Genomic DNA, 24495 nt, shown 5'->3' with positions numbered 1-24495 from the left:
TTTCAATCTATATGTGACTGTAATCCATCAATTAATACTTGCGCTACTTCGGGACGAGAAAATTCGCTCGGTGGTTTTTCCCCTTTTCTTAGCAGTTCTCTAACTTTTGTTCCACTTAAATGAATGTGGTGCTGCTGATGATGGGGACAGGTTTTAGAGGTGGCCATATTTTCACAACGCTTACAATAAAAGGCATGTTCAAATTTTAAAATGGTCATCCCAATCTCTTCTTCATACTTTCCTACAAGCTCCTGTGCTTCATACGTTCCATAAAAATCCCCAACCCCTGCATGATCACGCCCAATAATAAAATGAGTACATCCATAATTTTTTCGGACAAGTGCATGCATAATCGCTTCCTTAGGGCCCGCATACCGCATCGCTGCTGGGTAAATAACGAGTTCTACACGATTTTTGGGATAATAATGCGCTAGTAAAATCTGGTAGCTCTTCATTCGCACATCAGCTGGCACATCATCCGCCTTTGTTTCTCCTACTAAGGGGTTTAACAGCAAGCCATCGACGTTTTCCATAGCAATTTTTTGAATATACTCATGAGCGCGATGAACGGGATTTCTTGTTTGAAAACCGACAACGGTTTTCCAGCCTAATTGTTGAAACATTTCTCTTGTTTCCTTCGGTGTCTTATGAAAAGCGGTGAAAGGATGATGGCTTGGTTTTTGAATCATATAAACCGGACCCGCAAAGTAAATTCCCGCTTTTTCAAGAGTCTTTTCGACCCCAGGATGTGTACGATTGATCGTTCCATAGACTTTTTCGGCCTCAGTTAACTTATCATAGCTATACTTTTCTTCCAAAAGCAGTGTGCCATATATTTTTCCATCTTCACCTTTTAAAGCGATTTCCTCTCCAACCGAGAAATGGATGGCTTCTTCACGAGGGACGGGCAATGTGATTGGGATACTCCACAGCAGACCATTAGATAAATGCATATGTTCCAAAACACTTTGATAATCTTGCTGATTCATAAACCCCTTTAATGGGCTAAATCCCCCATTAGCAAGTAACTCTAAATCTGATAAACTCCAATCGGAAATCGTTAAACTCGGTAAGGTTTCCGCTTTTTGAAGCGCTTGTTTTTTTTCGAGATCGGGAACTTCTCGATTCATCAAAATCCCACCATGTGGACAAATGGTTGATGACTGGGATTCTTTCGTTTTCATACACTCATCCTTTCACGATTCCATCGTTGCTTCCTGTTTAATATGACTCTCGACTTGTTATATATATGTTCTGATGCTGTTCCCTGAATTTCCCCGGAGAACACTTCACTTCTCTGCGGAATAATCGACTAAAAAAAGCTGGATCATCATACCCTACCTTAATTGCAATATCAATGATCTTATCATTACTCTCAATTAGAAACTTCTTTGCTTTTTCAATTCGAATAAACTGCAACATTTCCACAATTGTCTGATCAGTTTCTTGCTTAAAAAGACGATTTAAATGACGGGGACTGATCGTAAATAGCTTACATAATGAAGGAATGGAAATTTTTTGATCATAATTTCTAGAAAGATACCCACATACTCGCTGGACTAATAGGCTACTAGATTCAACAGTAGGGGAATCCGGTTGTTTGATTTGCTGCTCATTGTATATTCGCGATAATAGAATTAATAATTCCACTAACTGTAAGCGAATTAAGGTAGAGTAGCAGGACCCTTCTCCTGTGTATTCATTCATCATTCCTTCTAATAAAGAATGTAGTCGCTCGGCATAAACGCCTTTCAGATTTAACAAATGATGAAACCGTTCCTTATTATCTAAAAATGGATGAATATAGAAATAATCCATTGATTGCGAGACACCTAGTTCCTTCAACAAAGAATCCTGAATCAAATTAGGTAGAAATAGACAATTGATAATATCAATTTTTTTCCCTACTTCCACCTCAAATGTGTGAACCTCTCCAGGATTAATAATAAAAATATCATTCGTTTGAATACGGTACGTTTGCTCTTCAAAAACGTGCTTCGCCTCACCCTTGACTACGTATACTAATTCAATAAAATCATGTGAATGAGCTGGTGGAACATTCATAGAATCATGCCGATATTGCTGAATCCAAAATGGAAATGCATTATTTTTCATATATTCTTGACTTCGATATCTCATTACACTCATCTTCAATCCTCCTTCTAGATTAAGATGAAAAGATAGAACGATTAGATTTGTTTGAAATTATCTAATTTTACAAAACAACCTTTCGTTAGTCAATTTTATCCCGCATTAACGGGCAGTAATACCCCCACCTCAAGGCTTTAGAGAATACGGAGAAGCATAGGTGGGGGATACACTGCCCGTAAAAGCCCGATTGGTTCAACTAACAATCAGTGGGGGATGAAAGCAGACTAAGTACGCGACATCCTGTCGCAACGTCTGCACTAGCACGTCCTGTGCGTCGAAAAACCCCCACTGATTGAAGGTTCACTTTATACTGGCATCATCAATAATTCTATTCCACATAAGGCGATTGAAGGAATGCGATTCCCGTTTAGTTTTTTTGTTTAAGTGTATTCATCTCAATGACCGCACCATTTTCTTGCTGGGAACGGATGGCGGCCTCTATTACTTCCTGTGCCGCTAGCGCCTCCGAACCTGAACCTGTTATGTCATCTGGAGAAATGTTCAATGTGATTTCTTGAATAAATGTTTGCAGCCTATTTTTAAATGTGGCATTAAATCCTTCCATTCCTGTCAAAACAGAATTACGCATCACCGTTAGTTCTGGGCGACCATGGGGATAATAAGTGACTTCATTATATACATCATCGATCACAAATCTTCCTTTTGTTCCCGCTACCTCACATTGCTCAATGGGATGACGACTATCCATATCATAGCTACCCGTTAAATGTCCTACAGCTCCTGAATCAAATTCCATATTAATAGAAGCAGTGGACCAGACTGTCCTACCTGGAGCTTTTGTCATAAATGCCTGTACTCGCTGAATCTCTCCACCAAAAAAGCGCATAACATCTATGGAGTGAGGGTGCAAAGCACGTAGATGGATCCATGGCGTTGATTCATTGGGATTACCAATTGTTAGTTTCATATTGACATATAATAAAGTACCTAATTCCCCTTGTGTCACCCATTCTTTGGCCTTATGAGCGGTTGGAGCAAAACGGTGGTTTAAGTTACAAGCGAGTCTTACTCCTTTCTCTTTTGCAAATGTAATCATTTCTCGTGCTTCGGACAATTGGTTGGATAAAGGTTTCTCCACCAGTACATCTTTTCCCTTTTCAATCGCAAGCATGGCAGGCTCAAAGTGATGAGATCCGTTCTCTATTCCGCCTGTTGCAATGCTGACCACATCAATTTCTTCATTTTCTAATAATATGTTTAAATCAGTATACGATTTCACACTGAATTCTAGGGCGGCTGCTTCGGCCAGCTTTTCATCCAGATCGCAGACTGCTACCAATGTCACATTAGGGATCTCTTGATAATAACGACAATGCAATTTTCCGATATTGCGCAATCCAACGACAGCAGCTTTAAGCAAAAAGATCATCCCTTTCTGTACTTAAGGAGGCTGGGACATAGCTAAAATGCTCATCTTCAAAGACGATCAATGTTTTGCCTTTCCCGAGCTAGGCGATATGCACCTAGTAGTTCGGTTTTGTCTTGAGTGAAAACACTTTTTTCCCAGCCTCATGCACTTTTATGAGTTATCCTAATACGGAGAGCAATATTCCCTATACCTTTGACTCGTTCGTCTTTTTCTCTTCCTTTTCTTTCGCTTGTAGATCCTGTGCTGTTTCTATTGAACCTATATACATCGAATCATAGGCTTCTTGAGATGTTTTAAAAGGACCCTGATCCAGCCCATGCCATTGTAGATTTGTATACATGGGATTCGCTCTGCCTGTTGCATGCTCCCTTTTCGCAATATACGCTTCCATTCTCTCTGTTAATGCTTTGACAATCTCCGGCTCTCGCTCTGCTACATTATTTAGTTCAAGCGGGTCTGTAAAAATATTGTATAATTCCACTTCTGGTTTAAAATGAAGATCAGGCTCCAATGCACGAATTAATTTCCATTCCGGTGTTCTCCAACCGTGCTTGCGCATCCATGTACATTCTGTAATATAAAATTCAGAGGTTTGTTGAAAACGCTGATTATCATTATCAACGAGCGAGAGTAAACTTTGCCCATCAAATGAAATATCTGTTTTTATATCAAGTAATTCTAGAATTGTTGGGGTTAAGTCTTTGATTAAGGTAAATTCCTCCACCCTTTTTCCAGCTGGTAATTTTCCCGGAAATTTAAGAATTAAAGGGACGACTAGATTATGTTCATAAAGACCATGATGATCATACCAACAATCATGTTCATTTAATGTTTCTCCATGATCGGAGGTGATAATCACCAAAGTTTCTTCTTCAATTCCTAATGTTTGAATACTTGTTAACATCTTTTGAATACAAGCATCCATATAAGCAACCGCTCCGTCATATTGTGCATCGACATAATCAGAATCTGTACATCCTTCTGGCAACCATGAAGTAATATAGTCAGCAAATGGCTTAAATTCCTTTAGCTTATCCAAGGATGTATTTGCTGGGTCGCATTCATCCCCATCATAAAATATCTTGTCAAAAGGGGCAGGGGGTAAATAAGGAGAATGAGGATCCATATGACGCATGAATAAGAAAAACGGCTCATCCTCACTTGCTAATCTTTTCAGTTCTGGGATCGCAACTTTATTTAAATTCTCTGCTTTAGGGCTTTTTCCCGTTGCATCAGGCCCCCATCCTGAATAGTCGATATATTTTTGAAACCCTCGTGAGGATGGGTTACCCGTAAATCCGATACAAGTTGTTTGATATCCGTGGTCTCCAAGTATCTCCGGCAGGGTTTGCACATGATCCCCTAATGGCCCTTTATGGCGAAGCGCCACCACATCTGTGCCAAAACAATCCATTCCTGTTAGCATGGAAGCATAGCCTGGTGTTGTAGGAATACTTGGACTAAAATAGTTCTCAAACAACACACCATCTTTCGCAAATTGATCGATATGAGGGGTTGTCAAACGATCATATCCATAGGAACTCATGCGATCTCTGCGCAGACTATCAATTCCGAACATAATAATATTAGGCTTTTTCATGGTTCACCATCTCCTTTTAAGAAAAGCGCAAGCGCCTTGATCTAGGAAGAAAGGCTAAATTCGCGCCGTCCTGGCGGCAGACTCAAACGCGACGTCCTGTCGCTTCGTCTGCACTAGTACGTCCTGTACGTCGCAACGCCTTTCTGACCAACATTCTATTGGCCTCCGACAAGCAAATGTTCTGAGACAAAAAAAAGTCCGATTTTGACTTTTATTGGCTCAGGTTATAAGCAGAACATCGGCTAAGAGCGTGCCATCCTGATGCAACGCCGATGAATTCACATCCTGTGAGCTTCTCGGGGCTAGCCGCTGGGGCTGGACAACAACTCCCCAGCCTTGAAGCAATCTTAAGAAAAACTTTATGCTTTCTTATCTTTTAAAAAGGGAGTGTAAAGAACTCCCTTACTCTTTTACCATTTTTTGATCCCGTGCACCTAAAACCTGTAAGCAGGCATTTAAATATCCATAACTTTCAGCAGCAACAATCGAAACATCAGCTAGGGAATGTTGATTTGCTCCAATTACTTCAAGACATACAGGGCCATCATAATCTCCATCTACTAAAGCCTTGCAATAGGCGAATAAATCGATGTCTCCCCGTCCACATGCTTGATTTTGAATGTCCCCAGGACCAGCCATTCGGCCTTTGCAATCTCGAATATGCACATGCTTCATTCTATTTAACACTTTTGGCAGCTCTTCCTCAGGATTTTCATTTCCTCGAAAAATATGACTTGGGTCCATATCAATTCCGAAAGCTGGTGAATCAATCTCATTCATAGCTTGTAATGTTGTTGGTGTATTATAGATCGCATTTCCTACATGAGCTTTCACACATAATGTAACTCCATATTCCTCAGCCTTTTTTGTTAAAGCACGAAGCGTTTCAATCGAATGGTGCAAACTATCCTCATCACCCGATTTTCCACCTGGTCCTACATTGATAACAGGAATCCCTATTTCAGCTCCAGCTTCAAAAGCTTTTGTTAAGCGCTCTTCATCAAGGGAAGCCACTTCCATAGATAAAAATTCCAAGCCATTTTCCTTTACAATCGCTTTTAGCTCTTCCGCCTGTTCACGCCAACGATCCAGCTCAAGATGTTCACACATTCCTTTAATGGCCGCTATCTCTACACCATCATAGCCACAGTTCGCAATTTGCTTTGCGGCAGTCGCAAAATCAAAGTCCTTGAATAAAACAGAATTGACACCAAGCTTCATTATTTTATCCCTCCCGGAATTCGTTCAAGATCCTTTACATCGACAATCGTCCCCGTTTCCCAGGAACGGATCGCTGCTTCAATAATCGTTTGTGCTTTCAGGGCATCCTCTCCAGAGCCGTTTACTCGATCGTATGTCACACCAGTCTTGAGCTGATCCACAAAGGAATTGATCCGGCTTTTAAAAGTTTCAGGAAATGCTCGCATCCCACCTAAATAGCTGTATTTTTCAGTTTCAATACTATGACGCGGATAAAACGTTAAATCTTCACAAGCATCCTCTAACACGAATCTTCCTTTCGACCCAACTACTTCACAATGCTCAAGCCCGTAGCTAGCACCTGCGTCATAGCTTCCTACTAAATTACCAATCGCGCCATTTTCAAACTCTAAAATGATCTGTGCATTCGACCAAATCGCACGCCCTTCCCCTTTCATCATAAAGGCTCCTACTCGTTTGACATCTCCACAAAAATAGCGAATCACATCAAAGGAATGGGGATGCAAGGCACGAAGATGAAACCACGGTGAACTTTCAACAGGATTATTAATCCACATTCTCATATTAATCATATGGACTTTCCCCAAGCGTCCTGCTTCAATCCAAGACTTGGCCCGTTCAGCCGCAGGGGTAAAGCGATGATTGAGGTTAACCGCGTAAGGAATTTGATTATCCCGCGCAAAATCAACCATTTCTTGTGCTTCCTCTAATTTGTTTGAGATCGGCTTCTCCCCTAGTACAGGAATCCCTGCTCTAAGTAATTCCATTGTCGGTGCATAATGTTCCCCACCATTTTCTTCCCCTTTAGTGCAAACACTCACTAAATCTAATGGAATCTCGCTATCGAGCATTTCTTTGACACTGTAAAAAGCTTTCGCATCATATTGTTGCGCGGCTTTGTCTGCCTTTTCCTTAATAATGTCGCAAACCGCCACAATCTCCGTATCCGCATTTTCCATGTAAACAGGAGCGTGCGTATTCCCAATATTCCCCACACCAACAATTGCTACTTTTAACGTCATGAAACCATCCTCTCTAAATCTTTTTATTAACGATGCCTTCTGTCTACCAATCTCCCATCCCACAATGTTTGAAATGACAGGAAGCGCTTGCAACATATCATAAAGTTCTCTCTGCTGTTTAACTAGATCTTAACAAGCTTTCGGCAAACCTTCATTGTGTATCCTGCCAAATTCATGGTCAATTCGGACATTTTGTAAACCTCACACTTCCAAACATTGTCTCTTATATTCCGTTGGAGTTAAGCCAGTCAATGATTTAAAATTTCGGCAGAAGTAATGGACACTTGAATATCCAAGCTGATCAGCCACCTCTTCAATCAGTTCCATATCAATGAGTAATTGCTTGGCTTTTTTTATGCGTTCTGTAATTAAGTATTGTTTAGGTGCACATCCCATAATATCTTTGAACAGATTGGAAAAATACGTTGGATGATACCCGCATAAATCAGATAATTCCGTTAAAGGCCAATGATAGTCTGGTCTTTTTTGAATTGCTTCTAGGGCTGGAGCAATTTTTCTCTTTTCGCTCTTCCATAGTCCATTCTGTAATTTTTGTCGAATAATCGTTGTAATCAATTGTAAAAACAAAGCTTTGGACATGCACCCATACCCTGGTTCCTCTAAACGAAATTCTGTTACAAGCTGATCAAATAAATCTTCAATGTTTGGAATTGTCATATGATTGGGAAACACAAGCTCTTTTTGCTCATTGACAATGATTGTATAGCTCGGAATTTGTTGACTTAATTGCTCTTCTGAACAGGATCGAATTTGGTGAAGGGGATGTCTAGGTTCGACCTCATCTGTACACCAATCAAAATGAATACTCATAAATGTAAAAGGATCATCCTCTGCTGCGATTAGTTGATGTGGACATTGCGGACCATAAAATATGAGATCCCCTGCTCGCAAATCAAATATTTGATTCCCCATTCTTAATGTTGCCTTACCAGAAAGGGTGTAGACAAATTGACAATCCCCTATGATCCGTGGTCCCCACGCTTGGCCAGGTGATGACACCATTTTATTTGCAAAATGGACCATCGGTTGTAATTCGGAAAGTTTAATCACTTCTCCTTCTCGTTTCATTGCCTATCCCTCCGAAGAATCGTATATGATCTGTGAAATGTGCAATCTTCTATTAGAAAAGTCTAAAGACAGAGTAAAAACTAGACTGTTATCATGAATGTACAATCTTTTGAGATTGAAAAAACCAATGGAAAGGGATGTCTAGCATGTTAAGTACAGAGCAATTACGGCAGTTCGAAGAAGATGGTTTTGTCAAAGGTGATGTCATTCTGGATGATAATCAAGTGAGTTTGTTACGTGAACAATTAGACCTTGTTTTGGATGGGAAATCAGTCAAAAAACCCGTGCTGAATCGCGATCTATCTAACTCTGATTCTGAATTCGGCATGAAAATGTCCAAAAAGGATACCGTTGTTCAAATTGTCAATATGTGGATGGTTAGTGATGCCTTTTTCCAGCACGCGGCTAATGAACGTCTATGTGAAGAAGTTGCTCAGCTCTGTCAAACAGATACACTCCGAATCTGGCATGATCAGGTTCAATACAAACCACCTGTTATTGGTGGACCTGGAGACTGGCATCAAGATCATCCAGCTTGGCCGATTATCCAACCAGCTGATCTAGTCAGTGCTTGGGTTGCCCTTGATGATGCCACTGTTGAAAACGGTTGTATGTGGATGGTCCCGAAAAGCCATAAATGGGGTGACCAACAAGCCTACTTAACCAATACAGCTGATTATAAGCCTAGTCATCAGCAACCGGAACGCCTGCCTGAGGGAGTCAATACCCAAGCGGTTCCATTTGAAATCAAAAAAGGGCAGGTAGGCTACCATCATTGTCTCACTTGGCACGGCAGTGGACCAAATCGTTCACAACGGAAACGGAGAGCCATCGCAGTCCATTATATGCCAGGTCATATACGCTATGAACCGACTGGGGCACATCCAATGGAGCCATTTGTGACTGTGCAACCAGGTGAAATTTTAACAGGCGATGATTTCCCTATTGTTTATCGAAAGGAAAGCGTTATTCCCCAATAATTCGCATAAGGGATGTCCTTTTTCACGACATCCCTACTTTCTTACTTATCCCGCATTAACGGGCAGTAATCCCCCCACCTCAAGGCTTTAGAGAATACGGAGAAGCGTAGGCGGGGATACACTGCCGTAATCTAGCTTCAGCGACTGGCAAATTTACGATTTCTGTTTGCGTAAGTCAACATCGATTCGTCCTTTGGGCTCATCGTGTTTCCTTTATCTCGTCAGAACCCTTTAAATTTGTACGTCGCTGGACAGGCACTTCCGCCTTTTTGAGTAAAAGCCCGATTGGTTCAGGCCAACAGGATGTTGGTCACAAAGGCGTAGCGACGTACAGGACGTACTAGTGCGGGCGAAACGACAAAATGTCGTGCTTTGAGTCTGCAGACAGGATGTCGCGATTTTAGCCTTTGTTCCTCTGAAATCAGTGGGGGATGAGGAAGCAGTCTAAGTTCGCGACAACAATCGCCACGTCTGCACTAGCACGTCCTGTGCGTCGAAAAACCCCCACTTTCACTTATTTGGTCGCCAAAGCCTCTTTGTTAAATTGTAAGACACGATCTCGGATAGCACAGCAATTATCTATGTTCACATATTCCATAATAAAAGGGATACCTTCCGTGTACTGATGATATAGCTGGAAAAAGAGTGGCCAATCAATATCGCCATCCCCAATGGCACGTCCGTATGCATCATTAACTTTCCGATCCTTTCCATGAAAATAAGCAATATGAGTAGATAAATAGTGAAACATATCTTCTTCTGAATGATTGGCAATCAAATTAGCTGGATCTAAAAGGACCTTAAGATGACTAGATCCAATTTGTTCTATCAAATCTACTGTCCGCTTTGCGCTTGGGATAATATCTAAAACACAGGGTTCCAAAGCAATTGAAACATGATATTCCTCCGCCTTTTGCACAAGCTGGCCTAAGCGATCTTTAAACAGATCAAAAGCAGATTCATAAGTGTCCGCATTGATTCCTCTCTTCCCAGGGATAAATCCACACTCTGTGGAGACATAGGGAATGTTATTCGTAGAAGCAATTTCCATTAATCTCTGAAAATAAGCTAGATTCTCTTCCGCCTCCTTTTCGCTTCGCTCTAATAGATTCGTAAATACACCAATCGCTACTACCTCAATCCCATGGTCCTGATAAATATCGATAATCTCTTTACTTTTTTTATTTGTAAGTGTCTCTAAATTCGATCGGCCATTATACACCCAGTAATTAGAATCGGTTTGTGAAAAACATAGCTCTGTCCATTTAAAGCCCTCTTTTGCTAAAAATTGAGCTGTCTCCTTATTACTCAATTGCGGAAAGCTTCTTGACACAACGCCTACATCCATTCATATCCCTCCATTATTTTGCCTCATCCCTACTTCCGAATCGCTTCTTTATTCTCCATATATAAGCTCCGATCAAACACGCTAAGCTTAACGTCAGTTCTCCTCCACGAAGAAATATGCTGGACCACTCAGGATGGTTGATTAGTAATAATCTTGAGCCATTACAAATACATAACAATAGAATTTGGTAACCGCAAATGATTAAAAAAGTACTAAATACTCCGTTCCTTTTCAGACTTTTTGTTAAAATATGATGCATAATTAACACAAAAATGAGCCAACCAATCCCTAATAGCACAAATGAAAAATTATCCACTGCCGGTACCTTCCAAGTATCGATCGAAAAGTACAAAAGGTACGTCATCAATGTATCTCTGATTATGAACCAAAGAATCAATCCAATTCCTGCCGTTAGTGTCGTTAACCCCAATACTATTAGCTTTTGTAAAATTTCTTGACCTTTGGAGCTATTATTCATTTGGAAGTTGATTCCTCCATTGTTGACGTGTTTTTTCAAGATCCGAAAGCAATGTAGAACGGGTCTCTTCACTATCCACTAAATTCGTCTTTTGGATATAATGCACTAATCGCTGTAATTTTTTTGCATACGTTTTTTGCGCTGTCCGTTGTATATGGGAAATTCGCTCAGTATTACCTTTCGCCTCTAATTTCTTTATTTTCGTTTGATAATGCCGGGACCATTGCTCCGGAATCTCACCATTTGCTACCTCCTCTAAAACGAGATGCTTTTGGCCAATATATTTCTTTGCAAAAGTATTCATAGACCAAATAGAGCCTAACATGATAAGAAAAAGCGAAAGCGCATAAATCAACACAAGCAAAAGGATCATATGGCAACAGAGCCTTTCAAATCTAATTCTTTTGCAAAATGGCAGGCTACATGATGTCCTTTGCTGATCTCCTGGAAGACTGGGCTTTCTAGCTTACAAATTTCTTTAGCATAAGGACAGCGCGGATGGAAATAGCAGCCTGTCGGTGGTTTTGCTGGGTTAGCCACTTCTCCTTTCAGAATAATCCTTTCCTTTTTCGCCCTAGGATTCGGAATAGGTTTAGCGGATAAAAGTGCCTCTGTATACGGATGCTTTGGCGTTGAAAATAAGGTCTTTGTATTGGCCATTTCGACCATCTTTCCGACATACATAACACCGACCCGATCAGAAATATGCTCGATGACCCCTAAGTCATGAGAGATAAATAAATAGCTCAAATGGAATTCTTTCTGCAAATTTTCTAAGAGATTAATAATTTGTGCTTGTATGGATACATCTAGCGCAGAAACAGCCTCATCACAGACAATGAATTTTGGGTTAGTGGCAAGCGCACGAGCAATTCCGATGCGTTGACGCTGCCCCCCGCTAAAGGCATGGGGATATCTTTCTAGATGACGACTATTTAATCCAACAATTTCCATCAATTCTTTTACTCTCGTTTTCAACGCCTCTCCTTTAGCTATTCCATTACAAATTAACGGTTCCCCAATAATATTTAATACTGTCATTCTCGGGTTTAAGGAAGAATAAGGGTCTTGAAAAATCATTTGCATATCTCTTCTAATATCTCGTAATCCTTTATAATCCAATGTTGTTACATCAACTGTTTGACCATGGCGGTTTTTAAATTTCACATCTCCACTGGATGGTTCAATAGCCCGTAATAAACCTTTTCCTAATGTCGATTTTCCACAGCCAGACTCCCCTACAAGCCCAAAAGTCTCTCCCTCTCTTACATAAAAGGATATATCGTCTACGGCCTTTACTTCTCCGACACTTCTTTTAAAGAAACCCTTTTTAATCGGGAAAAACTTTTTCAATGATTCTACTTCCAATATCTTATTCTCCATTTTTTTGCCCCCCTTCCCTTTCATTTGGATTTACTTTGACACATCTTACATAATGACCATCCTTAACTTCAACAAGTGGAATGTCTGCCACATTGCATAAACCATCCTCAGCAAGCTGACATCTAGAATAAAATCCGCAACCCTTTGGTAGATTAATTGGAATCGGAACAATCCCCTCGATAGATTCTAATGGTTGATTTGCTTTTCCCACTGTTGGGATCGACCGCAGTAATCCTTGTGTATATGGGTGTAAGGCTCCAAAAAACAATGTGTCGACATCTGTATATTCCACTACTTTGCCAAGATACATAACCGCAACTTCGTCGGACATTTCAGCGATCACACCTAAATCATGGGTAATAAAGATGACAGCCGAATTAAAGTCTTCTTTTAGTTGATTAATTAAATTTAATACCTGCGCTTGTACCGTTACATCTAAGGCTGTTGTTGGTTCATCCGCAATCAAGATCGAGGGATTACAACAAAGCGACATCGCAATCATTGCCCTTTGTCTCATTCCACCTGACAATTCATGTGGATATTGGTCCATTCTTTGTTCGGGATTCGACATCCCTACTTTTTTTAATGTATCTATGGCAACTTTTTTAGCTTCCATTTCATCCTTTGTAACATGCAAAAGGATGGCCTCAACCAATTGATTACCAATGGTGTAGATGGGAGAAAACGCCTTCATAGGTTCTTGAAAAATGACCGCAATTTCCCCACCACGTATCTCTCTTATTTCTTTTCCTCTCGGATGGAGCTTTGCGATATTCACAATCTCTTCTTGATTTTCATGTCTTCGAAAAAGAATATCTCCATCGGCAATTTTCCCTGGAGTATCAACGATTTGAAGAATTGCTTTTGTAGCAACACTTTTTCCACTTCCACTTTCTCCAACAATACCTAGCGTTTTTTTCTTCTTTAATTTAAAATCAACTCCACTTACCGCCTCCAAAATCCCTTCCTCTAATGGAAAATGAACATTTAAATTGGTAACCTCTAAAATAACCTCATCATCCTGATGAATCGTCGAATCTATTGTTGATGTCTTTTCCAGTACAACCTGCTTTTTCCTCATTCCTCGCTCACTCCTCTATTTATAAGGATCTGCCGCGTCGCGTAAACCATCACCAAGGAAATTAAACACTAACACAGCCACAATGATAAAAGCTGCTGGCCATAATAACCAAGGGTGATGCGCTAAATTCTCCAGTTTCTGCGATTCTCCTAATAACACTCCCCAACTTACTACAGGCGCCTGTAAACCAAGACCTAAGAAACTCAAAGAAGTTTCTCCCAAAATGGTTGCGGGAATGGAAATCGTGACATTAATAATGATATAACTCGCAAAGGATGGGACTAGATGCTTCATAATAATTCGAAAATTACTTGCCCCGGCAAGTCTTGCTGCCATTGTAAAATCCTCTTCTCGTAGAGAAAGTATTTTCCCACGGACAACCCTCGCAAGCCCTGTCCAACCAATAATTGATAAGATCATGACCATACCTAAATAAATTTGGCTTGGCGACCAGCTTGATGGTAAGGCAGCAGCTAACGCCATCCACAACGGGATTGTTGGAATACACATTAATAAATCGATTAAACGCTGAATGATTGTATCCGTAACTCCACCAAAATAACCGGAAATCCCTCCAAGGACAACCCCAAGAATAACCACAAGGATAATCCCTAAAAAGGCAAAAGAAAGGGAAATTCTTGAGCCATGTAAAATTCTACTGAATAAATCTCGTCCAAGCGAATCTGTCCCCATGAGAAAAAAGGGAGCATCCGCCTCTTCTAAGCCAATAATATGACGATTGGTTTTAAATAATCCCCAAAATTTATATTCCGTTCCTTTTGCGAAAAAATGAAGATAATACGCTTTGGACTCATCTTCTGTAAAATTTTTCCGAAATGTTTCCTGATCCATTTCTTCTTTTAGATCAAAGACAAAGGGACGTAAGCTAAACCCATTTTCCGGATGGACAAAATGCAAAGTTTGTGGAGGTGCATACTTATAATCAGAAAATCGCTCTGCTGGAACATGCGGACTTAAAAATTCAGCAAATGCTGCTAAAATTAATAAAACAAGCAAAATAGGTGCAGAAATAATCGCTAATTTATGCTTTTTAAATTTCAACCACATTAGTTTCCATTGAGAAGCGACCTCATAATGTTCATCTGCATTTTGATTAGGCTGAACAGGCATTTGTTGATTATTCGTAGAGATTTCAGGATTCACTCTTCCACCCCTCCAAATCTTATTCTAGGATCTAACCAGGCTAGTAAAATATCAGATATTAATGTGCCAATGATCGTTAGAATACTTAGTAGCAGGATAAAGCTTCCAGCTAAATACATATCCTGATTCATTAAGGCCTCCAATAACATTGGCCCTGTTGTTGGTAGATTTAAAACAATCGATACGATCGCTTCTCCTGATATAATGGCAGGAAGTGTCCATCCAATTGTGCTAATAATTGGATTGATGGCCATACGAACAGGATATTTAAACAATAGCTTTTTCTCCTTTACTCCCTTTGCTCTTGCGGTAATCACGTACTGCTTTTGTAATTCGTCCAGAAGCATGCCCCGCATCACACGGATTAAACCGGCCGTTCCTGAAACAGCGATGATAAGAACGGGTACCCAAATTCTTTGTAACATATCTAAAATCTTGTCGATGCTCCACGGTGCTGACACATATTCAGGAGAAAATAAGCCCGTAATAGCCACTCCCGTATTAACAAACACGGTGTAAATGACAAATAAAGCAATTAAGAAATTCGGAATAGCCAGTCCAATAAAACCAATGAATGTAAAAATATAATCAAAGATTGAATATTGGCGGATCGCTGAGTAAATTCCGATAGGTATTGCGATAATCCACGTTAAAATTAATGTTAGAATCGAAATCACGATTGTTAATCCTAACCTCTCGCCAATCACATCTTTTACAGGTTCATTCCAAGTAAAGGATCGGCCAAAATCACCATGGAAAATAATATTCTTGATCCATATAAAATATTGGGTATATATCGGCTTATCAAGCCCATATTGTCTCTGTAAACTCATAATCGTTCCTTCAGATACTTCCGTTCCTGACAACTCCAGCTGATTAATATAGGTTGTCAGATAATCACCGGGAGGTAATTGAATTAGCGCAAAAGATATAATACTAATGGCGATGATTAGCGGGATCAATTGTAATACACGATGCCCAATATAATTTAACATCCTATCCTATCCTCTTTTAGGAAGGAACTTAGGTAGCTTTATTGTAAATAGAGCTACCTATGTTCTATAGCATTATTCTTTAAAAAACATTTGTTCACCAGCAAAGTTAATCGCAATCGCCAAACCATCATCTGTTACATTTCCTAAATTTGCATTGACAATTAACGGTTGCTTTGCATGCTCAATATGGACAAAATAGTATATATTTTCGTTCATTTCTTGCCGTAATTCATCCATTATTTCTACCGCTCTTTCTGGTCCACTGACGTTCATCTCATCCATTAAGTCATAAAATCTCTTCACATTCTCAGGTGGTTCTTCCCCTTTTGTTCCACCAGATTTCCACCAGTCATGCCACATCCTTCCCCAAAAGCCCGTTCCTAAATCCTGCATATAATAGAGTGGGGTATGCGTCCACATAATCGATGCTTGTAGCTCATTCGCCTCATTTTTGTTCCCATGGAGGCTCGAATCAATCGTTTTGACAGTGACATGGATGCCAATTTCTTTCCACATTTCTGTCAGCAATTCTGCTAGTGGTACAATATCAGGTGCTGCTGCTTGTACTTCAAATGGAATTGTAAATCGCTTGCCATCCGGCCCTTTTCGATATCCGTCCTGGTCTTTTTCCATCCCCATTTCATCTAACAACTCATTTGCCTTAGCAATATCAAGCGTGCTGTCAATCATCGTAGAAGGCTCAGCAAACCCATAATAGAGGGTGTCAATAATTTCATCACGGTCAATCGCATAATTAAGCGCTTGTCTAAAGCGTAAATCCTGAACAACTTCGCGCCAGACAGGATCATCATAAGTCATATTTAAGAACACGTCTGTCGGGGTTAGATGCATATCTGCTAAAATCGCTTTATATCCACCCTTCTCAGCATTTTCACGATAAACAGGCATTTTCGTTAAGGCAGTTGCTTCACGGTTGAAGTCTACTTCTCCAGCAATAACTTTTAAAGCCGTTACTTCTGTATCCTGCACAATCGCACTCTTCAGGCTGTCAATATAGGGAAGTTGATTCCCTTCTGCATCTACTTTGAAATAATAAGGATTTCGTTCATAGGTCACATGCGTTTTTGTCTTTTCTTTTGGTAACCACGGATACAAAACAGGAAAATCTGCCGCATTGGAATGATTCAGTTCCCTTTCTGTAATATCCAGATAGGTAAAATTATTAACCCAATCCGTGTCTTCTCCTTCATCAAAATTATTTTCTTTAATGCTTTCTTCCAATTCTTTGGGGTCTGCATAATCTTTATGGAATTTCTTTAAATAATGAGCTGGTTTTAATAAATCAGCATAGCCGCGCCAGTTTTGGATCGCCAAGCTAATCGGAAAGCCGCCATTTGCTTCATCAAAAGAAATTTTAAAGGTATAATCATCGATAACATCTAATTTCATAGGTGAGCCATCTACATTTCCTCCCGAATGAAGCCATCCTGGTAAAATTGATGTAATCTCTTCATTGAACTGAACATCTTCAATAGCAAATCTCACATCTTCCGTTGTAACCGGTTCACCATCAGACCAACGCAATCCCTCTCTCATATAAAATGTAAATTCTTTTTCATCATCGGAAACTTCATAATCTTTCAGTACATTCCCCGTTATCTCTTCGCCTAGAATTCCCGGTGTATTTAAGAGCGGTTCATTATTCATAACAAATAAATCAGGATCCCAATCTATACTTTGAGCAACAGTGTTCAAAGTCCCACCATATTTTCCTATTTCAACAGTAAGCTGATCAGGTGGTAATTCATTGGGAATCTTAGGTTCCTTCGGTAGTCGCTCTTCGACCGGTGGGAGGTCCATTTCATCAAGCATCGGTGCCTGTTTAAACTCTGTAATCTCTGTTACATCCACCACGTTTTCTTCCACGTTCTCCGTATTCCCCTCTTTCTCAGCATCTTTTTCAGAGGTGGTTGGATCGCTTTTTGAAGAACAGCCGCTAATGACCATTGATAATACGAGTAAAAAGATGAAAAGTAATCTAAACGAGACTTTCATTTCCTTCCTCCTTTACAACATTTTTTTGGATAATATTTTAACGCAATATTCCGACATTTTCTGTCAAATTCCTCCTTTTTTTATTTAAATGTATATAATAGAAATTTCCCAACAAAACTTGTTAGGAAATTGTTCCATCTATTTCAATTTTTCCAAAGCCTAACTTTTCACACCTCTATCAATGCGCTCTCTTCTAGGATTTTCCTTCCACTCATCCCAATCCAATCCATATTCTTCTAAAACCTTTTTGATCCTTCGTTTAAATGGAAGTCCTTCTGTTCTTAAAATATATTGCATTGGATCCTCCTGCTCTCCAATCTTCCCCTTTACCCAGGTATGCAAGCGAGTATGAAAGATCTTTGCTTGGTCTGAGAGAGAATCGACAAGATTCGTCGTTTCATCAGGATCAATTAGGAGGTCATATAGTTCTGCAGGCGGGCGGGTAAAAGGACCAGCATCATAGGTTTCAATATATTTAAATCGTGCGGTTCGAATGCCTCTAGCTGCTTGCCAAGCACATTCACTTAGAAAAATTTCTTGATGATGCTTGTCACTCGTTCCCTCTATTAATGGGATAAGACTCTTACCATCCAGATCATTTGGAATATCCCGCTGTAGCCATTCTAATATAGTTGGCATAATATCCACATGTTGAACGAGGGATTGAACCTTCTTATTGGTTGGGAGTTGGCCTGGCCAACGCATAATCAGAGGTATATGAACCGTTTGTTCATACAAACCACAATGGTCCCAATAAATATCATGTTCTGTCAGACTCTCCCCATGATCGCCGAATAAAACGAGCAGTGTGTCCTCTATTATGCCTTCTTCCTCCAAAAACCTATCTAAATCTTTTAATAAATCATCTAAATAACGGACTTCCGCATCATATAATGCATTTACATAGTCTGTATCGGTAATGCCACCAAGTAAATCATAATGATGATATTTAAAAAATGGATAGGCAGCATGATTAAACGCTGCTTCCATACTTTTATTCGCAGGGTTATATGGATCCTTCGTTTGGTCATAAAAAGCCGGAATATAGCTCTTAGGTGGTAAATAGGGAGTATGTGGATCCCAATAATGAAGAAAAAGGAAAAAATCCTCATCTTTATGCTCTTTGATCCACGGTTTCGCCAATGAGTTGATATTTTTCCCATCAATCCATCTGGTAGGTTGCTTCGCATTAATATAATAACGATACCCCCTTGCGAACCATTCTTTTAAATTGTACATATTATCAACAGCCCCAGTGGTAAAACCATTTTGCTGTAATAAACTAGGGAGCCATTGCTGATTCTTAGGTAAATAGGTTGATGCAGATCCATGTGAAACAACCCCAGTCGTTAATCCAACCTTCCCAGTAAAAATACTTGTATGGGCAACCTCTGTCGGTATGTCCGAGGAGAAAGCGTTTTCAAAAAGTACACCTTCATGCGCAATTTTATCCAAATAAGGGCTAGTCGGGAGGTGATAACCATAACAACCTAAACGATCCGCCCGTAAAGTATCTAGAGAAATAAAAATTAATTTCATTTTGCTCCTCCTTGTTGTAAACATACTTAAAAATGTGTGTTCAAAAGAACCAGTCGACAGCTATGCTGACAACAATCGCTAGCGTCCGACACTCGTACATCCTGCTTTCGCACAAGGGAAAGCTTCCCTGAATCTGTATCGCACGAAGGAAAAGTGGGTTTCTTTTCCAAGGAGCGGACTTGCGTGTATTGAGGTAGCTTCGATGTTCGACAGAACGTGTCGATATCATTTATCCCGCTGTGTCATTTTTACCGGACTTTTTGAACACCCTCTTAAACTTATTTTTCATTTTACTAAGGGGATCCCCATAAGTCATGGTCGATTAGGACAATTCATATGGTTTATCCAGCCAATTTCTTGGATATCATTTTGATTATCTGTTTTTCTCTTTATTTTTTATGGAATATATTTAGCAAACCGAAGGATTCCCAACTAGAAGAAGCTCCAATGCCTATGTCTATGCTCAAACAAAGGAGGAAGTACAACCATTAGAAAAAGAGGCTGCGGCTTATAAGAAGCTTTCTATTCTTGGTGGCCTACAAATGGACTGTCCTCTTGATTTGGATGTACATTCCGCCTTAATTATGAAAGATAAGGCCCAATTTAATCCGGTTAAATTTTCATTGGGAGTGCTAAAAGAGATTGATCAACTAGGGGGAAGCGTCTACCAGGATACCATGGTGACAGATTTAAAAAAAGAAGGAAATCGCATCCATTTATCGACTAATTCGGACTATACGGTGACAAGTAAACATGTTGTATTCACAACTCTTTTTCCGACCTATGATCCCGATTCCTTTTATGCAAAACATTTGCAACCTGTCACATCATTTATTAGCGCTACGTTATCCTCAAGATTTTCCAGGTGGCATGTATATTAATGTGGACCGCTCAGTACGAAGCATTCGCCACACCAAGGTAAATGATGAGGAGTATCTCCTAGTTGGCGGGGAAACACACAAAACCGGAGATCAACATTCCACCTCTGATCGCTACCAGCAATTAGCTAAGTTTGCAGAACAAACATTCAGTTCTTCTGAGGTCTGCTCATATTGGTCCGAGCATGATTTGGTTACTGAGGATCGTCGTCCATTAATGGGATATCTCGCTTCAGAGGATGAGAATATCTATACCATTACCGGATTAAATAAATGGGGATTAACCAATGCTGCAGTTGGCGCAAAATTAATCTGCAACTTAATCATGGAACAGAAAAACCCATACCAAGAAATTTTTGCTGCAAATCGATTGCAAAATAATGACGAGAAAGAAGATTCCTCTTTACAAACAAAAGCAGCGCATTTAAAAAAGAACCAAGCAGCAACCGTTGAAATCGATGACCAACAAATTGGCCTATTTAAAGATCAAAATGGGGATATCCATTATTTAGACCTTGCTTGTACCCATTTGGGATGTGAGGTGCACTGGAATGATGGTGATCACACATGGGATTGCCCTTGCCATGGCTCTATTTTTAATAGCACCGGAAAAGTAGTAACCGGTCCTGCCGTACAAGATTTAAAAAAGGTAGACTCTAATGATATTTCTAATTGAAAAGAGACTGAGACATAACTAAAATGCTAACCCCAAAGACGAACAATGTATTTCCTTAGAGGAGGAAATATACGTAGATCCTGCGGGAAGTGAGAATTCGGCAAGACTCCGGAAGGCGAAGCCTGAGAAGTCTTGCCACTCGCCCGCATTTCCGGAGCAAGTATATGCACCATACTAGTTCGTTTTTTTCTTTAGTAAAAACACTTTTGTCCCAGCCTCTTCTTCTTATCGATGTAATCTTTGCTCTACATCTTCAACAATTTGCTCTACAGACATGCCTTCCATGCTCACAAATGGAAAATCAAACTGCTCAGCTGCTGCATCAATTTCATTTAAACTTCGAACAACCGCAAGATTGGATCCTTTTGCTTCTTCCTCATTTGTAAACATAAAGACTTCATGCCCCTTTTGTTCTAGAGCATGTTTCACATCTTCAAGTGGCGTTTCTACAGCAATTTTTGCCAATTCCATCACCTTCCCTTTTATTTTAATAATTAGTTGGAAAGGTTAGTATTCCCGTGATAAAGGGATTTACTCATTTAAAAATTGCGGTTCATCAATCGATTCTGGTTTTTTCCACTTTAAAGAAAGGACAACGCCGATTACCAAAATGATCGTTGAAAAATAGAAAGGATAATCTAAATTTACATCAAAGAGCATCCCGCCGATAATCGGACCAAGGATATTGCCGATACTCGTGAACATGGAATTCATTCCCCCCGCAAACCCTTGCTCATCACCGGCAACTTTTGATAAGTAAGAGGTGACGGCTGGGCGCATTAAATCAAAACCTACAAAGAGAATGATGGTGACAAACAAAATACTCATATACGTTTTCACAATGGTAATCAAAAAAACAAGGAGCGCGGAAAAAATCAAACTAAACAAAATAAGGCGTATTTCCCCGATATATTTTGTTAGACGATCAAATAGAATCACTTGTGCAACAGCTCCTAGGAGGGCTCCACCAGTAATGACGATCGCTATATCCTTCGGAGTAAAGCTAAATTTATGATCAACAAATAAACTAAAAATCGACTCAAACGACGCTAACCCAAAAGAAAAAATCATAATGATCATAAAGGGAATAAAATAAATCGGCGCAAATACACGTTTAAATCCTGGCTTCTGCTCTTGCTTCTGTTCATCTTGATTTCGCTCTGGTTCCCGAAGCATAACTACAGAAAAAATGGCCGCAATAAAAGCAAGAAGCGATGCGGAGAAAAATGGAATTCGCGTGCCAATTTCCGCAAGGAACCCTCCAACACCTGGTCCAACAATAAAACCTGTCGATATAGCTGCTGACATATAACCTAATGCCTTTGATCGAGTTTCCACTGTTGTGATATCTGCTATAAACGCCGTTACAGCTGGCATAATAAAAGCCGCACTCACTCCACCTAAAATACGAGAAAAAAATAACACGATCAGCTCCTGCCCAACCGCGAATAATAATTCGGAAACACTAAAAAATAACAACCCAATCACAATCATTTTCTTCCGTCCAAACTGATCAACCCATCGTCCCGAAAACGGGGACATGACCAACTGGGAAATGGCAAAGGCAGCAACCATATATCCAACAACAGAGCCGGAAATACCTAGTTCGTTCATAAGCGTTGGCATTACAGGGATCACAAGCCCAATTCCTAAAAATGCGATAAATAAATTTATTAATAAAATGGGTAGTGTAAATTTTCTCTCTTCCATCATTCTTTCTCCCTCTTGTTGAATTGTATCTAAAATACTATATCTCTTCAGTATCTATAGAGTCAATATTTAAGAAGTGGGGAAGGTTGATATTTAACCCGGGTGCAAAAACTTCGTTAGGATTTTGTTGGGTATAATAGCGAAAAAGCCAATAAACTTCTTCTTTTAAATGCATTATGTCCCTTCAATTTCAAAGAAGAGATAAAATGGCTCCTTCTCCCATTTTTTTAATTCCAGTTCAAGATCAAACCACTCGCGCTCCTTATTGCTCATCTTATTTACAATGAAGGGAATATCCTCTTCCTCAGCAATAGCTTTCATTTGAAAGGCATTGCCCAAAACATCTTTAGATAGACTGCGAAATGAATAGGTAGTACTCATCCCATTTTTATTCATAAAAATCATTTTCCATGTAAACTCCGTTTCATCTGTTGGATCACCAAGACTAGCTTGATATAAACCTGGTTCCACGTATATTCTTTCGATTTGACTAAAAGACTGAACAATCTGTTCCCCTGCCCAATTTTGGGAAATTAAGCCTAATTCTTGATGCACTCCGCGGTAATCTAACCACATGTAATACCGGAATCCACCGTAAAGGAAAATCGTCATAATGATTATCGTACTCATTAATCGTTTTCGCTTTAATTCAGGACTAAAAAGCCTAATCGGAATTAAAAGAAAAAGGGCCATTAAAAATAGTAAGGATAGACTCCCGAATTCATTGGATCCTGGTTTATAAAATATGTATTTTCCATCATCAATCGCCTGCCATTTCATATCTTCGTATAGTTCATAGGAATAAAAAATAAGAGGAAGTATGATCAAACAAAAAACAAAGATTTTGAGCCAAAGGATTCCACTACGTTTCATTTCCACTTTAGATGTTCGAACTAGCTGTCCTAGAATATAAAGCGGGAAACTAATGACCAATAATGCAATGGTGGAAGCAATAGGTGTATGTCTGAATTCCGCTAAAGCCCCAATCGCGATTATAACACCGAAGATTATTATAAAAATGCCTATATATTTCCTCATCTCATCACCCCCGGATATAAAGGTGATTACGAATTAAAACAAAAAAAGTTTCAAAACTTGCTCATGTAGAAAGGCCCGCTAATGCACGGACCAGTTTAAGGGATAGTGGTTGTGCTTTTTACTCTTCTTCATCTATTTGCTTTTTTACTTTTTCCTGTATTTGCTTTTCTACCTTTTCCACTTTATCATTAGCCAGTTTACGTCGTGGTTTGGGATGGAACCATTCTAACTTTCCATTCCGGACCATTCCTTTGAATTGTTCCCCTTCAATATTTAACTTAAATTGATGAGCTTGATGGACTTGATCCGGAAACATTGGCTCAACTTCGAGGCCATCTAACTCTTCAGCATTATCTATCACTTCATTCTCTGATAATAATCGACGCACCTCTGATTCAATCCATTGTAACTGATCTTCATTCAGATCTTGTTTCGGATGGGGATGAAGCCATTGAATTTCCCCCTCATGGAAATTCCCTTCGTATTCCCTACCGCCTATGGAAAAACTAAAACGATGCCGTTCATATGTGCGTTCTTCATAAACGGTCTTCACTTTGAAATCGTCCATTCTACAATACACCTCACAATCAGTAGGAGTTTTCACATTTCTAATAGACAATCTAAGATTATTTTTTCCGGAGATCGATTTTCTATTCTCGTTCGTGGAAAGTATACAAAATATGGGGAACTGAAACAAGCATTCCACCTTTCAAGTATATGAAACAAGGAAGTTCTC

General features: G+C 39.7%; 22 protein-coding genes and 1 pseudogene. 3 read left to right on the top strand and 20 right to left on the bottom strand.

Translation table 11 applies throughout. The annotated features are described in order from the left end of the window. Window positions 1–2: 2 nt before the first annotated feature. The 7 genes from sat to IPU53_RS12210 all read right to left on the bottom strand — a co-directional run bounded on the left by sat (window position 3) and on the right by IPU53_RS12210 (window position 8473). On the bottom strand, window positions 3–1184 hold the full coding sequence (gene sat / locus IPU53_RS12240; RefSeq protein WP_207451067.1) for a sulfate adenylyltransferase: 1182 nt from the start codon (window positions 1182–1184) through the stop codon (window positions 3–5). A 37-nt stretch (window positions 1185–1221) separates the two neighbouring features. Then, window positions 1222–2148, bottom strand: a complete 927-nt coding sequence (locus tag IPU53_RS12235) for an AraC family transcriptional regulator (protein WP_207451065.1) — start codon at window positions 2146–2148, stop codon at window positions 1222–1224. 370 nt (window positions 2149–2518) lie between these two features. Continuing rightward, complete coding sequence (locus tag IPU53_RS12230; RefSeq protein WP_207451063.1) at window positions 2519–3532, bottom strand: Gfo/Idh/MocA family protein; 1014 nt, start codon at window positions 3530–3532, stop codon at window positions 2519–2521. A gap of 193 nt (window positions 3533–3725) precedes the next feature. After that, window positions 3726–5141, bottom strand: a complete 1416-nt coding sequence (locus tag IPU53_RS12225) for a sulfatase (protein WP_207451061.1) — start codon at window positions 5139–5141, stop codon at window positions 3726–3728. Window positions 5142–5543: 402 nt separating this feature from the next. Then, entirely contained in the window at window positions 5544–6362 is an 819-nt protein-coding gene (locus IPU53_RS12220) for a sugar phosphate isomerase/epimerase family protein (protein WP_242698253.1), read from the bottom strand. Beyond that, a complete protein-coding gene (locus tag IPU53_RS12215; RefSeq protein WP_207451059.1) occupies window positions 6362–7384 on the bottom strand; it encodes a Gfo/Idh/MocA family protein in 1023 nt (340 codons plus the stop codon). The genes IPU53_RS12220 and IPU53_RS12215 overlap by 1 nt, the downstream gene beginning before the upstream one ends. A 201-nt stretch (window positions 7385–7585) precedes the next feature. Beyond that, window positions 7586–8473, bottom strand: coding sequence for a helix-turn-helix domain-containing protein (locus IPU53_RS12210; protein ID WP_207451057.1), 888 nt, complete (start codon window positions 8471–8473; stop codon window positions 7586–7588). 146 nt (window positions 8474–8619) lie between these two features. Here IPU53_RS12210 and IPU53_RS12205 point away from each other — a divergent pair, with 146 nt between their 5' ends. Next, window positions 8620–9453, top strand: a complete 834-nt coding sequence (locus IPU53_RS12205; RefSeq protein ID WP_207451055.1) for a phytanoyl-CoA dioxygenase family protein — start codon at window positions 8620–8622, stop codon at window positions 9451–9453. Window positions 9454–9967: 514 nt separating this feature from the next. Here the strand turns inward: IPU53_RS12205 and IPU53_RS12200 are convergent. The 9 genes from IPU53_RS12200 to IPU53_RS12160 all read right to left on the bottom strand — a co-directional run bounded on the left by IPU53_RS12200 (window position 9968) and on the right by IPU53_RS12160 (window position 19457). Next, complete coding sequence (locus IPU53_RS12200; RefSeq protein ID WP_207451053.1) at window positions 9968–10801, bottom strand: sugar phosphate isomerase/epimerase family protein; 834 nt, start codon at window positions 10799–10801, stop codon at window positions 9968–9970. 13 nt (window positions 10802–10814) lie between these two features. Continuing rightward, the gene (locus tag IPU53_RS12195; protein WP_207451051.1) at window positions 10815–11279 is read right to left on the bottom strand and encodes a hypothetical protein; all 465 of its coding nucleotides are present in this window, start codon (window positions 11277–11279) and stop codon (window positions 10815–10817) included. After that, window positions 11272–11652, bottom strand: a complete 381-nt coding sequence (locus IPU53_RS12190) for a hypothetical protein (protein ID WP_207451049.1) — start codon at window positions 11650–11652, stop codon at window positions 11272–11274. Before IPU53_RS12190 ends, IPU53_RS12195 begins: the two co-directional genes overlap by 8 nt. Continuing rightward, window positions 11649–12662 (bottom strand): ABC transporter ATP-binding protein, encoded by a 1014-nt coding sequence (locus IPU53_RS12185; protein ID WP_207451047.1) that lies wholly within the window; start codon window positions 12660–12662, stop codon window positions 11649–11651. The genes IPU53_RS12190 and IPU53_RS12185 overlap by 4 nt, the downstream gene beginning before the upstream one ends. Next, window positions 12652–13743, bottom strand: coding sequence for an ABC transporter ATP-binding protein (locus IPU53_RS12180; protein ID WP_207451045.1), 1092 nt, complete (start codon window positions 13741–13743; stop codon window positions 12652–12654). The genes IPU53_RS12185 and IPU53_RS12180 overlap by 11 nt, the downstream gene beginning before the upstream one ends. 15 nt (window positions 13744–13758) lie before the next feature. After that, window positions 13759–14907 (bottom strand): ABC transporter permease, encoded by a 1149-nt coding sequence (locus IPU53_RS12175; RefSeq protein ID WP_313886481.1) that lies wholly within the window; start codon window positions 14905–14907, stop codon window positions 13759–13761. Beyond that, window positions 14904–15902 (bottom strand): ABC transporter permease, encoded by a 999-nt coding sequence (locus IPU53_RS12170; RefSeq protein ID WP_207451043.1) that lies wholly within the window; start codon window positions 15900–15902, stop codon window positions 14904–14906. The genes IPU53_RS12175 and IPU53_RS12170 overlap by 4 nt, the downstream gene beginning before the upstream one ends. A 72-nt stretch (window positions 15903–15974) precedes the next feature. Next, window positions 15975–17918 (bottom strand): ABC transporter substrate-binding protein, encoded by a 1944-nt coding sequence (locus IPU53_RS12165; protein ID WP_207451041.1) that lies wholly within the window; start codon window positions 17916–17918, stop codon window positions 15975–15977. A gap of 159 nt (window positions 17919–18077) precedes the next feature. After that, the gene (locus IPU53_RS12160) at window positions 18078–19457 is read right to left on the bottom strand and encodes a sulfatase (protein WP_207451040.1); all 1380 of its coding nucleotides are present in this window, start codon (window positions 19455–19457) and stop codon (window positions 18078–18080) included. Window positions 19458–19912: 455 nt separating this feature from the next. Between IPU53_RS12160 and IPU53_RS24980 the strand changes: the two are divergent. Next, window positions 19913–20338: pseudogene (locus tag IPU53_RS24980) on the top strand (FAD-dependent oxidoreductase); the annotation flags it as partial. After that, window positions 20328–21011, top strand: a complete 684-nt coding sequence (locus IPU53_RS12155; RefSeq protein WP_242698251.1) for an FAD-dependent oxidoreductase — start codon at window positions 20328–20330, stop codon at window positions 21009–21011. The pseudogene IPU53_RS24980 and the gene IPU53_RS12155, both read left to right, overlap by 11 nt. A gap of 225 nt (window positions 21012–21236) precedes the next feature. Here IPU53_RS12155 and IPU53_RS12150 read toward each other — a convergent pair whose 3' ends face one another. The 4 genes from IPU53_RS12150 to IPU53_RS12135 all read right to left on the bottom strand — a co-directional run bounded on the left by IPU53_RS12150 (window position 21237) and on the right by IPU53_RS12135 (window position 24327). Beyond that, window positions 21237–21482, bottom strand: a complete 246-nt coding sequence (locus tag IPU53_RS12150) for a YkuS family protein (RefSeq protein ID WP_242698250.1) — start codon at window positions 21480–21482, stop codon at window positions 21237–21239. 60 nt (window positions 21483–21542) lie between these two features. Further along, window positions 21543–22721 (bottom strand): multidrug efflux MFS transporter NorA, encoded by a 1179-nt coding sequence (gene norA, locus IPU53_RS12145; RefSeq protein WP_207451153.1) that lies wholly within the window; start codon window positions 22719–22721, stop codon window positions 21543–21545. A gap of 174 nt (window positions 22722–22895) precedes the next feature. Then, complete coding sequence (locus tag IPU53_RS12140) at window positions 22896–23759, bottom strand: hypothetical protein (RefSeq protein ID WP_207451033.1); 864 nt, start codon at window positions 23757–23759, stop codon at window positions 22896–22898. 118 nt (window positions 23760–23877) lie between these two features. After that, the gene (locus IPU53_RS12135) at window positions 23878–24327 is read right to left on the bottom strand and encodes a HicA family toxin-antitoxin system (protein ID WP_207451031.1); all 450 of its coding nucleotides are present in this window, start codon (window positions 24325–24327) and stop codon (window positions 23878–23880) included. Between the last annotated feature and the right edge of the window lie 168 nt (window positions 24328–24495).

Origin of the sequence: Bacillus sp. SD088 (assembly GCF_017355205.1) — a bacterium.
Lineage (GTDB): Bacteria > Bacillota > Bacilli > Bacillales > Bacillaceae_C > Lederbergia.
The sequence above is the reverse complement of the archived record's forward strand: the minus strand, read 5'-3'. Positions and strand labels throughout refer to the sequence as shown.